Annotated in this window: 10 protein-coding genes; 5 read left to right on the top strand and 5 right to left on the bottom strand. The window is 28.8% G+C overall.

Going from position 1 to position 12,824, the window contains the following annotated elements:
- Positions 1–22 precede the first annotated feature (22 nt).
- Positions 23–880: a hypothetical protein gene (locus ACFSSB_RS07505; RefSeq protein ID WP_379902695.1), complete on the bottom strand. Its 858-nt coding sequence runs from the start codon at positions 878–880 to the stop codon at positions 23–25.
- A gap of 21 nt (positions 881–901) precedes the next feature.
- Complete coding sequence (kdsA, locus tag ACFSSB_RS07500; protein WP_379902692.1) at positions 902–1,720, bottom strand: 3-deoxy-8-phosphooctulonate synthase; 819 nt, start codon at positions 1,718–1,720, stop codon at positions 902–904.
- A 689-nt stretch (positions 1,721–2,409) separates the two neighbouring features.
- Here kdsA and typA point away from each other — a divergent pair.
- Positions 2,410–4,209, top strand: coding sequence for a translational GTPase TypA (typA, locus tag ACFSSB_RS07495; protein ID WP_379902689.1), 1,800 nt, complete (start codon positions 2,410–2,412; stop codon positions 4,207–4,209).
- A gap of 927 nt (positions 4,210–5,136) precedes the next feature.
- Here typA and ACFSSB_RS07490 read toward each other — a convergent pair.
- Together ACFSSB_RS07490 and ACFSSB_RS07485 are read right to left on the bottom strand one after the other, a co-directional pair.
- On the bottom strand, positions 5,137–6,285 hold the full coding sequence (locus ACFSSB_RS07490) for a glycosyltransferase family 2 protein (protein ID WP_379902684.1): 1,149 nt from the start codon (positions 6,283–6,285) through the stop codon (positions 5,137–5,139).
- Positions 6,282–7,574 (bottom strand): hypothetical protein, encoded by a 1,293-nt coding sequence (locus ACFSSB_RS07485; RefSeq protein ID WP_379902680.1) that lies wholly within the window; start codon positions 7,572–7,574, stop codon positions 6,282–6,284. The genes ACFSSB_RS07490 and ACFSSB_RS07485 overlap by 4 nt, the downstream gene beginning before the upstream one ends.
- Positions 7,575–7,755: 181 nt before the next feature.
- Between ACFSSB_RS07485 and ACFSSB_RS07480 the strand changes: the two genes are divergently transcribed.
- The 4 genes from ACFSSB_RS07480 (at position 7,756) to ACFSSB_RS07465 (ending at position 11,657) form a co-directional block, all read left to right on the top strand.
- A complete protein-coding gene (locus tag ACFSSB_RS07480; RefSeq protein WP_379902677.1) occupies positions 7,756–8,628 on the top strand; it encodes a GNAT family N-acetyltransferase in 873 nt (290 codons plus the stop codon).
- Entirely contained in the window at positions 8,625–9,719 is a 1,095-nt protein-coding gene (locus ACFSSB_RS07475; RefSeq protein ID WP_379902674.1) for a DegT/DnrJ/EryC1/StrS family aminotransferase, read from the top strand. The genes ACFSSB_RS07480 and ACFSSB_RS07475 overlap by 4 nt, the downstream gene beginning before the upstream one ends.
- An 83-nt stretch (positions 9,720–9,802) precedes the next feature.
- Positions 9,803–11,113 (top strand): O-antigen translocase, encoded by a 1,311-nt coding sequence (locus ACFSSB_RS07470; RefSeq protein ID WP_379902671.1) that lies wholly within the window; start codon positions 9,803–9,805, stop codon positions 11,111–11,113.
- Positions 11,097–11,657, top strand: a complete 561-nt coding sequence (locus ACFSSB_RS07465; protein WP_379902668.1) for an acyltransferase — start codon at positions 11,097–11,099, stop codon at positions 11,655–11,657. Before ACFSSB_RS07470 ends, ACFSSB_RS07465 begins: the two co-directional genes overlap by 17 nt.
- Here the strand turns inward: ACFSSB_RS07465 and ACFSSB_RS07460 are convergent.
- Entirely contained in the window at positions 11,654–12,796 is a 1,143-nt protein-coding gene (locus tag ACFSSB_RS07460; RefSeq protein ID WP_379902666.1) for a glycosyltransferase, read from the bottom strand. The two genes, ACFSSB_RS07465 and ACFSSB_RS07460, sit on opposite strands and share 4 nt — an antisense overlap.
- Between the last annotated feature and the right edge of the window lie 28 nt (positions 12,797–12,824).

The raw sequence follows: 12,824 nt of genomic DNA, 5'->3' as shown, positions 1-12,824 counted from the left end.
TTTTTAAAGCAAGGTTTGTTGTTTAAACTCTAAACCTTGCTCCAAATGCAATTACACGTTGTAAAAACCAAAAATGTTGTGATGCACTTTCATTGGTGTTGCTTGTGGTTCTTATGTCTGGCATATTAATAAAACCTCCTCTTAAAGAACTTTCCATAAAAAAGTATTTAAAGAAAGTAAAGTTAAGACCAACATTTGCAGAAATACCATAACCAGCTAAATGAAACTCATCATATCTATCTTTTTGTAAAAGAGTAGTATTTGTTTTTGGGTATAAAATTCCTCCACCAAAACCTTCGGTAAGGTTTAGTTGAAATTTATCGGTGTTACTAACTTTAAATATGCTAGAAATATCATCAAATCTATTTAATTCTAGATACACATAGTTTAAGCCGTTGGTGTGTTCAAATTGTAAAAATTCTTCAGAAACAAAATAAGGGTCTCCTGTAAATTCTTGATTAAAAACACTGCCTTCTTCATCTGCAGGTAGATTTATATAACCACTAACGTTTTTGTATAAATCTTCTTTCATTACATATTTCATGTGGTCAACACCTAATGATATATTGTATTTGTCAGAAATAAAATAACCAATTTTAAAATTGGTTTGTGGTATAGTCATTCTAGTTGGATTTATATAATCTATATGCCAACCTTTAGGTTTATCTACAGCAGAAGCATCATGAATGGTAAAATCATAATCTTCTCCTTTAAACCTGATATCAGACTTTGAAAAGGTTTCTCTGTTTCCTCCCCAACTTATAAAAAACTTGCCTTTATTGTTTGCGGTATATTTTTCTGTTTCTTCTTGAGCTTGTGTAGTTATTGAAAATAATGTAAGACTTAGTAGTGCTAATGTTCTTAGCGTTGCAATCTTCATGGTAAGTAAAATTAGGGGTAATTATAAAGTGTTTATGGTTTTTCTGATAGCCACTAAGTTGGTAAGTAGTTTTTCTAAATTGTCTAGATGTAACATGTTTGCACCATCGCTTTTAGCATTAGCAGGATCAAAATGAGTTTCAATAAATAAGCCGTCTACGTTATTTACAATTCCAGCTCTTGCAATAGTTTCTATCATGTCAGGTCTTCCTCCTGTAACACCAACCGTTTGGTTAGGTTGTTGTAAAGAGTGTGTTACATCTAAAACCGTAGGAGCGTATTGACGCATAGTAGGTATACCTCTAAAGTCAACAATCATGTCTTGGTAGCCAAACATGGTACCTCTATCTGTAATCCAAGCTTTATCGCTTCCAGAATCTTTTACTTTTTGTACGGCATGTTTCATGGCTTCCGGACTCATAAACTGACCTTTTTTTAAGTTTACTACTTTGCCTGTTTTAGCAGCAGCAACTACCAAATCTGTTTGGCGAACTAAAAAAGCAGGAATTTGTAAAACATCTACATATTGTGCAGCAAAAGAAGCATCACTAGCTTCATGAATATCGGTTACTGTTGGTACGTCAAATTTTTCGGAAACTTTTTTTAAGATTTCTAAAGCTTTTTGGTCTCCAATACCTGTAAAACTATCAATCCTACTTCGGTTTGCTTTTTTGAAACTTCCTTTAAAGATGTAAGGAATTTCTAGTTTATTAGTGATTTCTACTACTTTTTCGGCAATACGAAATGCCATTTCTTCACTTTCAATAGCGCAAGGTCCTGCTAAAAGAAAGAAATTGTTAGAATTTGTGTGTTTTATTTTTGGAATATCTTGAAGATTCATCGACTTAAAATTTAAGCCACAAAGGTAATCAAATTAAAAACTTTTTTTCATACTATTTCTCATAATCCATAAAGCCATTATAAAGTTAACTACAGCAATTAATCCACTATGAAGTATTAGTTGTTTTGTTGCGTTAGAAAACTGTACAATGTGTAATATATTGGATATGTATGCTATTATCATGTAAGAAGATAAACACACAAAAGTAATTCCTAATCCAAAATTAAGTCTTCTGTTGGGTTTTAATATTTGTAGAATAAATGGTATACCAAATAATAAAATAGGGTAGGCAGAAACACCTTCACTTTCATTTATATACGTGAACCAATATACTATTATGGATAGATAATAAAGATAAGGGATGAATTTTGAATACTTACTAATTAAGTTCATAAGATTTCATTTATTTAGTTAGGGAAAATTTTTAATACGCTGTATATATAATATGAACGAAAAGTAATAAGAATAATTACAGTGTTTTCGAATTATAACAAAAAATTAACTAAAAAATAATACATATGTTAAAATAAAGTATAAGTGTTTTGAGTAGTAGTTAAAATAGGCGTTTTTTTAGTTTATTATTAACCATTTGAAAGTCAGAATATTTTATTGAAATCATAAATACTTTATAAGATGCGTGTTTTACAGGAAAATAGTGTACCTTTGCACGCTTAAAATAAGGCAGAATTATGGCTAATATTAAAAACATTGCAATTATTGCACACGTAGATCATGGTAAAACTACATTGGTAGATAAAATCATGTACCATTGTCAACTCTTTAGAGAAAACCAGAATACTGGTGATCTAATTCTAGATAATAACGATTTAGAAAGAGAAAGAGGAATTACTATTACTTCTAAAAACGTATCTGTAGTTTATAAAGACACAAAAATAAACATTATTGATACACCTGGTCACGCCGATTTTGGTGGAGAGGTAGAAAGAGTATTAAACATGGCTGATGGTGTTTTACTATTAGTAGATGCCTTTGAAGGGCCTATGCCACAAACTCGTTTTGTATTACAAAAAGCAATTGACTTAGGTTTAAAACCTTGTGTGGTTGTAAACAAAGTAGATAAAGAAAACTGTACGCCAGACGAAGTACATGAAAAAGTTTTTGATCTAATGTTTGAATTAGGTGCAGAAGAATGGCAGTTAGATTTTCCTACAGTATATGGTTCTGCAAAGAACAACTGGATGAGTGATGATTGGCAAAATGAAACAGAAAACATTGAGCCATTATTAGATATGGTTATTGAGCATATTCCAGAACCAAAAATTGAAGAAGGAACTACGCAAATGCTAATTACATCTTTAGACTTTTCTTCATTTACAGGAAGAATAGCTATTGGAAGATTAACAAGAGGAGAATTAAAAGTAGGACAACAAATTTCTTTAGTAAAAAGAGATGGTTCTATTGTTAAAAATAAAATTAAAGAATTACATACTTTTGAAGGTTTAGGACGTTTAAAAGTAGACCAAGTACAAACAGGTGATATTTGTGCAATAGTAGGTTTAGAAGGTTTTGAAATTGGGGATACTGTTGCTGATTTTGAAAATCCTGAAGGACTTAAAACAATTGCTATTGATGAGCCTACAATGAGTATGTTATTTACAATTAACGACTCACCTTTCTTTGGTCAAGACGGAAAATTTGTTACTTCTCGTCATATTAAAGACAGACTTAATAAAGAGTTAGAAAAGAATTTAGCACTTCGTGTAAACGAAACAGATAGTGCAGATAAATTTTTAGTTTTTGGTCGTGGTGTATTACACTTATCGGTATTAATTGAAACGATGCGTCGTGAAGGGTATGAACTTCAAATTGGGCAACCACAAGTAATCATTAAAGAAATTGATGGTGTAAAATGTGAGCCTGTTGAAGAAATGACTATTGATTTACCAGAAAATGTTTCAGGTAAAGCTATAGAAATGGTAACCATGCGTAAAGGTGAAATGTTAAGCATGACAGCAAAAGGAGATCGTATGGTATGTGAGTTTGTAGTGCCTTCAAGAGGTATTATTGGTTTACGTAACCAATTACTTACTGCTACAGCAGGAGAGGCTATTATGGCACACCGTTTTAAAGAATACCAACCGTTAAAAGGTGGAATTCCAGAACGTCAAAATGGTTCTTTAGTTTCTATGGAAAGAGGTCAAGCAATTCCTTATTCTATTGATAAGTTACAAGATAGAGGAAAGTTTTTTGTTAATCCTGGAGAAGATATTTATGAAGGACAGGTAATTGGTGAAAACTCTCGTGGAGATGACATGTCTGTAAACGTAACTAAAACTAAAAAATTAAGTAACGTACGTTCTTCTGGAGCAGATGATAAAGCTAAAATTGTACCAGCTATTAAATTTAGTTTAGAAGAAGCTTTAGAATACATTCAAAAAGATGAATACGTAGAGGTTACACCAAACCACTTACGTTTACGTAAAATATACTTAACAGAAGTAGAGCGTAAAAGAAATAAAATTGTTTAAGTAGTACTTAAGCATTAAGTAATAAAAATTACGTCAAATAGTTCACGCTAATACAGTGAATCTATTTGGCGTAATTTTGTTTTTAGCGATCACTATACGTTGCAACGCATTCATTTTACATGAAAAAAAACAGGAGGTGTTTATGTCTTATTTTCTTTAAAATATCAGATAATATTGAAGGTGTAGTTTTTAAATAAAAGCCCAACATTTATTTAATTCAGCCAGACGGTTATGCTAATATTTCTGAATTAAAATCAGGTTATTACAATTTTGATAATACCCAATTTGAAAACTATTTGCAAAACAAAGAATTTAAAATTTATCCAGATTATAGAAGTGATTATTACTCTACTTTAAGTTCTTATTGTTCTTTTTTGGTATGAAACATCATTGCTATAATTATCCTATAAATAGGGTAAGTGAACTTTATAATGCTAGAAATGTAATTGTTGGAGAAAACCCTGTTTTAAAAGTCTTAAAGAACAATAATTACAAAACACATTTATTACTATATAAATCTTATTAGTTATACAATAAGCCAAAACTGTTTTATGATTCTTGTAATATTAGCTTACAAGAACTTCCATGTATAGCAGCAGATCATGGTGGTTATTTAGTATTTAGTAGCTTATAAGAAGGAAATATAATGACTAAAGAAAGAGATAAGTTGTATTCTATGTTTTCTAGTAAATTGGCAATATGTTGGTCTAATAGCGATTATACAACGTATGCTGATAAACAGCGAACTAGTGTAAATTTATTTCGTGTGCTCTTTCGTTATTTATCTGAAAACACTTCCTATTTACATCATTTAGAAAAAGATGCCAGTTATGGTTTAATTGAAAAAAGGTGCTGCAAAAGGAGTGTATCAATGTATAGATGAAAATGGCAGTATAACTTCAAAAAAAATGAGTGACTAGTATTTGTTTATTTATATTTTAAGCCTAAAATGCTAAAAAATAAGCTAAAAAGTATTATTTGAATTCCTAATTGTAATGCTAAAACTGCTGGAATAATACTTCTAATTGTTGTTTGTATATCAAGATTACCAAAGTTTGAAGCTTTCCAGTTAGAAAAACCATTATAACTTAACCCAAAACCAATAAAAATTAAGATTAAACCAGCTATAAGTCCTTTTTCTAAATTTAAAAAGTAAAACAATTTATTGTATCTGTTGCTTTTAGGTAATAAGCCGTTTTCTACCGCATAAATTTTAGTTAGTGCATAAAATACTATAAACTGAAAACCAATAAGAAAAGAGCTGGAAGTGTAAAGTAAGGTATGTACATCTAAAGTGAATGTTTCAAAAACTAAAGGGCTTTTAATTAGTAAAACTGAAAAAACAAAACCAATTAAAAAAAGAAGAATACCAGGAAAGAGAAACAACCAATTAGGAGCATACAACATTAAAAAACGCAAATGCCTCCAGCCATCGCGCCAAGTGTTTAAATGTGGAGGTCTAGATCTTCCATCTTTATGTAATATAGTAGGAACTTCTGTAATGCTTAAACCGTTTAGTTTAGATTTTACAATCATTTCTGAAGCAAACTCCATTCCTGTAGTTTTCAGATTCATTTTAGAATATGCTTCTTTACTAAAGCCTCTTAAACCACAATGAAAGTCACCTATGTTGATTTTGAAAAATAATCTACCAATAAACGAGAGTACTGGATTTCCTAAATATTTATGAATAAAAGGCATGGCTCCTTTTTTTATTCCACCTTTGAATCTGTTACCCATTACAAGATCATAACCTTCTCTTAGTTTTGAAATAAAAGGAGAAAGTGATTCAAAATCATAACTATCATCAGCATCTGCCATGATAATATATTTGCCTTTAGCAGCTTCAATACCTCCACGTAATGCGCTACCATAACCTTTGTTTGTAACAGGTATTACTATAGCGTTTAGCTTCTTCGCAATGCCTTGCGATCCATCATTGCTTCCGTTATCTGCTATGATAACTTCTCCTGAAATATTATTTTTGACAATGTAGTTTTGTGCTTTTTTTATGCAAATCTCTAACGTTTCTGCTTCGTTTAAGCATGGCATTACAATAGAAAGTTCTATACTCATAATAGTTTCTTTGTTGGAGCTTCTGTGAAATTAAACAAGATGAAAATAACTAAAAAAATGACCCAATCATTATAAAAAGTAAATCTTTTTATAGTATGCATACCTATAGAAACTAAAGCTACATTTGAAAGGGTTAAAAGGGTAAGTAGACAGATTATTTTATATCCTTTCGATTCTTTTTTTGTTTGGTATAAACTAAATATAAGTAATACAAAAAACAGTAATGTGTATTTAGCGTTTCCAAAAGCATGAACAAAATTTTTCACATAAATGCTAATCCATTTTTTGAAATTATTAAGGATTAATGGTACTGTCATTTTTTTAGTTAGCCTATCAATTGCGATAAGTTGTTTATCTTCGTTTACTGTATTATTGTACGTTTTTTTACCAGAGATAAAAATAGTGCTATTGGCAATTTCTGGATACTTATTAATGTAAGTAGAAATATCATTTCCAGAATATTTTTCATCTAAAAGATTGTTTGTAGTTAAATGCTTAACATATAGATCTGCATAAGTGTTTTTGAAAAACAACTGCTCTTCTTCAGAATCAAAAATGGCATAATCTTCTTTATCTGAAACATAGAAAGCAGGAGTTATTAAGTGAATTCCTGTCCATGGTGTGTTTACAAATTCATTATGTACTATTTTATGATATGTTTTATCTAAAAGAGATGTAATAAAAGGAAAAGCTATTAATAATAAAAGCAACCCTTTGTTTTGAAATTTTTTGTTTGTAAAAGAGTTATATAATAGTATGATGATCGCTACAGGAATTAAAAATAAAAACTGACTACGTGTTAATATTAGTAAAAGAAGAACAGGAAGTGATAAAACTAAATGTTTTGCTTTTTTTTCTAAAAAAGCTGTTATAAAAAAAGCAGTACATATTAAGTAAAGCGGATATGTTAATGATTCTGATAAAATAACATTTGCAAGATTCTGATTATATACATACGGAATTAACAATATTATTAATAATAGAATATACCATAAGTTATTTAATGAATATTGCTTCTTTAAAGAGTAAATTAAGAAACGAATAGCATAAGCCCCAAAAGTAAATTGTAAAATAATAATAGCTAAATTAAAGTAAGCTCCAAATGTTTTTTTTAGGACATATAAAAAAATTGGATATCCTGCAGATCTTAGAATAATCATGTTTAGATAACCAGAAGAATCTTTAAAAGTAAGTATCGGCTTATTTACCACAAAAAGGAATACTGCAATTAAAATAGAAATTATAATATATTTGAATTGCTTTTCTGTTACTTTGTAGTTATTGAACATTTGTAGCTAATTAGATTCGCTAAATTAACATTTGCTAATTTAGTTAAGCATAAATATAAAAGAATTTTTAATAATAGTATTAGATATTAAAATACAGACATTTTCAAAAAAGCATAGAGAACTTTGGGATCAATTTATTTCCCAAGCAAAAAATGCTACCTTTTTGTTTTATAGAGATTTTATGGAGTACCATCAAGATAGATTTGATGATTGTTCATTGATGATTTATAAAAACGAAAAACTAATTGCTGTTTTACCTGCTAATTTTGTAGATAATAAAGTCTATTCGCATCAAGGATTAACGTATGGAGGATTGGTTGTTTCAGAAAAACTAAAATTAAAAGATGTTGCAGCCTGTTTAAAAGTTGTTTTAAATTACTATAAAGAAAAAGGTTTTCAAACACTACAATTAAAGCAATTTCCTTCTATTTATAGTCTAGTACCTAATGATGAAATGCAATATCTAATGTTTGTTTTACAAGCAGAATTAATAAAAAGAGATACCCTTTCGGTTTTAAACTTAAAACAGAAACCAAAACTATCTAAAGATAGAATAGCAGGAAATAAACGAGCATTAAAACAAAACTTGGTGGTTAAAGAGGTTGAAACATTTGATGCCTTTTGGAATACCATTCTAATTCCAAATTTAAAGGTAAAGCATGAAGCACAACCTGTTCATAGTTTAGAAGAAATTAAATATTTAAAAAATAAGTTTCCGGATAAAATTAGACAATTCAATGTATATAAAGACGACGAGATTGTTGCAGGAACTACTATTTTTGAAACAAAACATGTTGCACATTCGCAATATATTTCTGGTAATGCAGATAAAAACACAATTGGAAGCTTAGATTTTTTACACCTTTATTTAATTAATGATATTTTTAAAAATAAGTTGTACTTCGATTTTGGAATCTCTAATGAAAATCAAGGAAAAAACATAAACCAAGGATTACAATATTGGAAAGAAGGATTCGGAGCAAGAACGATTACACAAGACTTCTATCAAATTGATTTGGATAATTGGAATAAATTAGATACCATTTTTATATGATTAAGTTTCTAGATTTACATAAAATGAATGCGCGTTTTGAAACGGAGTTTCAAGAACAATTCAAACTTTTTTTAGATTCAGGTTATTATATTTTAGGAAAGGAAGTTGCTGCTTTTGAAACCAATTACGCTAATTACTGTGGCACAAAATATTGTGTTGGTGTAAGTAATGGTTTAGATGCTCTAATTTTAATTTTTAAGGCATACAAAGAACTAGGGCTATTACAAGATGATGATGAAGTTATTGTTCCTGCTAACACATATATAGCAAGTATTTTATCTGTTTTTCATACAGGATTAAAACCTGTTTTTGTGGAGCCAGATATAGCTACCTATAATATTTCGGTTAGCGAAATAGAAAAAAATATTACGCCTAAAACAAAAGTAATTCTAGCAGTGCATTTATACGGACAACTAGCAGATATGTCTAGTATTAATAGACTTGCAAAAAAACATAATTTATTAGTTATTGAAGATGCTGCACAAGCACATGGAGCCAAACACATTAATAAAGCAGGAAATCTTAGTGATGCTGCAGCTTTTAGTTTTTATCCTAGTAAAAATCTTGGAGCATTAGGTGATGGAGGAGCAGTAACAACTAATGATGCAGATTTAGCAGAAGTGTTAAAAAAACTTAGAAATTATGGTGCTTCAAAAAAATATTTAAACGATTTAAAAGGATTTAATAAAAGACTAGACGAAATTCAAGCCGCTTTTTTAAATATTAAGCTTCAAAAATTAGATGAAGATAATGCAAAACGTCGTGAAGTAGCAAAACGTTATATTTCAGAAATTAAGAATAAAAAAATAACGCTTCCATATTATGATAATTCTAAAAATCATGTATTTCATGTTTTTGTTATTTTAGTAGAAGATAGAACAAGTTTTATTAATTACTTAAAGGAGAATAAAATAGAAACGTTAATACATTATCCTGTAGCTCCTCATAAGCAAGAAGCATTAAAAGAATTTAAATCTTTAAAATTACCAATAACAGAGTTAATTCATAAAAACATTGTAAGTTTACCTATAAGTCCTGTTATTTCAAGACAGGAGGTTACCCAAATCATACAAACTATTAACGCGTATTAATTGAAAAACAAACAACTACTTTTTGAGGCACAAATTAATTTTGTAATAAATCTGTACCTAAAAAAAACAGTTAACTTAAACAGATGAGAACTTTATTAAAGTATATAAATAATAATGTTTTATTTAAAGTTGCTTCATTAAATTCTGTAGCAGTATTAACTAAAATAATCACAGGTTTTTTAACCTCTAAAGCTATTGCATATTTTGTTGGTGCAGAAGGAATGGCTTTAATTGGTAATATGCGTGATTTTTTGCGTTCTGCACAATCTATTTCTATACTTGGGCTTTATAATGGTGTTGTAAAATATATAGCAGAATTTAAAAACAAAACACTAGAGTTAAGTAGAACCTTATCTACAGCTTTTTATCTAGGTTTTATTTCTACTTTTTTGGTCTCCTTTTTTTGTTATTTTAATGCACAAAGCATTAATGACTACCTGTTTCCTATATATAATGACTATGCATATGTAGTAAAAATATTTGCTGTTGCATTGCCATTTTATACGTTAAATATGTTTTTGTTTTCCATTTTAAATGGGTTTTCAAAATATAAAATAATACTCATAATTAGTATTATAGGACAAGCTTTAGGTGCTATTGTAACAGTACTTTTAATTTGGTTAAATAAAATAGATGGAGCGCTTATAGCCATTGTAATAGCAGAGTCATTAGTTTTATTAATAACATTGGTTGGTATTTCTAATCAACGTAGTTTGGTGCCATTAATTAAGGTAAAAAATGTTAGATTTTCATCTATTAAGAAATTAAGCTCTTATTCTGTAATGGCATTGTTTTCAGCAATAGTTTTACCTTTAGTAGCAATTGTAGTTCGTACTTATATTATAGATAATGTTAGCCATCAAGCAGCAGGTTTTTGGGAAGCAATGAACAGAATTTCAAAATACTATTTAATGTTTGTAAGTTCATTATTAACTTTATATATACTACCACGTTTATCTGAAATTGATAACGTGAAAGAATTTAGAAAAGAAGTTTTCGGGTTTTACAAAACGATAATTCCCATTTTTGCAAGTGGTTTAATTATTGTCTATTTACTTAGATCTTATATTATTGCTATTATTTTTACAGCAGAATTTAAACCTGTTGAAGACTTGTTCTTTTGGCAATTATTAGGTGATTTTGTTAAGGTGTTGTCCTCTGTTATTGCTTATCAGTTTTTAGCAAAAAATATGTTTTGGCACTATATAATTATTGAGGCATTTTCAGTACTATTAATGTATTTAGCAAACATATATTTTATAGACTTGTATGGTGTTAAAGGAGCTACAATTGCACATTTTGTAACTTACGTTATTCATTATGCAATCATATTATTGATTTTTAGTAATTCCTTATTTGGAGTCATACCAGAAGATTATGAAGATAGTAACTAGTGTATTTTTCTTTTTTAAAAAGCTACATTATTCTTTTTATTCTAATAACAATAGAAAAAAAGGGAAGTATAAAGCGCATCAACCAGTAGTTATAAGAGGTAAAGGCGTTGTTAGTTTTGGTAAACAGGTTTCTTTTGGAGTTATTAATTCTCCTTATTATTACAATACCTATGCTTATATTGAAGCTAGAACCGAAAATTCAATAATAGAATTTGGAGAAAATGTGAATATTAATAATTCTTTTTCAGCTGTTTCTGAAAGAAAGATTGTTATTAAAAACAATGTTTTAGTTGGTTTTAACTGTGCAATTACTGATAGTAATTTTCATGATTTAAATCCAAAAAACAGAAAAATTACAGATCCAAATCCTGCAGAAGTGCGCATTGAAGATAATGTGTTTATTGGTAACAATGTTACCATTTTAAAAGGTGTTACAATTGGTAAAAATACTGTTGTTGCAGCTGGATCAATAGTAACTAAAAGCTTTCCTGAAAATGTTGTAATTGGTGGATCTCCAGCAAAAATTATTAGTCACTTAGATTAGTTAGTAACAGACCAAGTTTCTAAGTATTTTTTAGCTATTAAAACGTAATGATGTTCTTTTTCAATAAATGCTCTAGCATTTTTAGAGATTTCAGCAATTTTTTCAGGATGTAATATTAGCCATTCTAGTTTTTCAGCAATTTTTTCAGCATCAGGCAAAGCATTAATAGCAACTGTGTCTTCTTTTAAATTGTAATAATTAAGCCATTCTTTTTCTGCTCCAGTAAATACTACTTTTCCTTTTGCCATTGCTTCTAATGCATTATAGCCTTGGTCATAGGCAAATACTTGGTCAAGAAGGATATGGGCAGAATTATAAGATTTTATATATTTAGAATAAGGAAGACTTCGAGCTTCAATAATATCAATTTTAGAAGCATATTTACCTTTAATTATTTGTAAAGCTTCATCAAATATATCATTTCCTTTTTTGTAGTAATTCCTGTCATTTATGCCATGAAAAATCACAATCTTATTTGTAATATTTATGGGTTCTACTTTTATTTTATCTGTATTTATTGGGTTCGGTATTAAGCCAATATATTTATTGTGATTACGCATTGGTAAATGATAATCTAAGTCGCTTGAAATTACACCTTGAATGTTTTTAAAAACATAATCATGTAGTTTTTTAAAAGGCTTTGTTTTCCATTTTAATACATTCCAGTAATTAGTTTTAGAAACTTTATTGTTTTCATATGGAGTAAAAATGGAGTATCTAAACTTCTTGTTAAAAGCATAATTTACACTGATGTAATCGGTGCCACAAGACAATAAAAATACTTTTTTGTTGTGTTTGAAAATATGTTGTAATAAGGTGATCTCTAATTTCGGAATCGTACAAAAAGGGTTTTCATTTATTAATTGAACAACATCATAATTAATAAGCTTGCCTTTGTGTTTATTAATTTGTCTTTTAATACTTAAAGAAGTAATGTCTAGAGCTGTTAATTTATATATGGTTTTTTTAATAAATAGAAGGAAACCTTTACTGTATGAATTTTTAATATAAATATCAACAGGATAGTTTTTAAAGTCGTCACCAAAACCAATAATAGTAACTTGCATTCCAAGAGATTCTAATCCTTCTTTTAAAGAATTGTGTAATCTGCTATATTCTCCTAGTAATAAAATTTTCATTTACTATATTTGGATTCTAAATTATTTT

Origin of the sequence: Lacinutrix gracilariae, from assembly GCF_042684485.1 — a bacterium.
Taxonomy (GTDB): Bacteria; Bacteroidota; Bacteroidia; order Flavobacteriales; family Flavobacteriaceae; genus Oceanihabitans; species Oceanihabitans gracilariae.
This window is presented reverse-complemented; position numbering and strand designations above follow the sequence as displayed.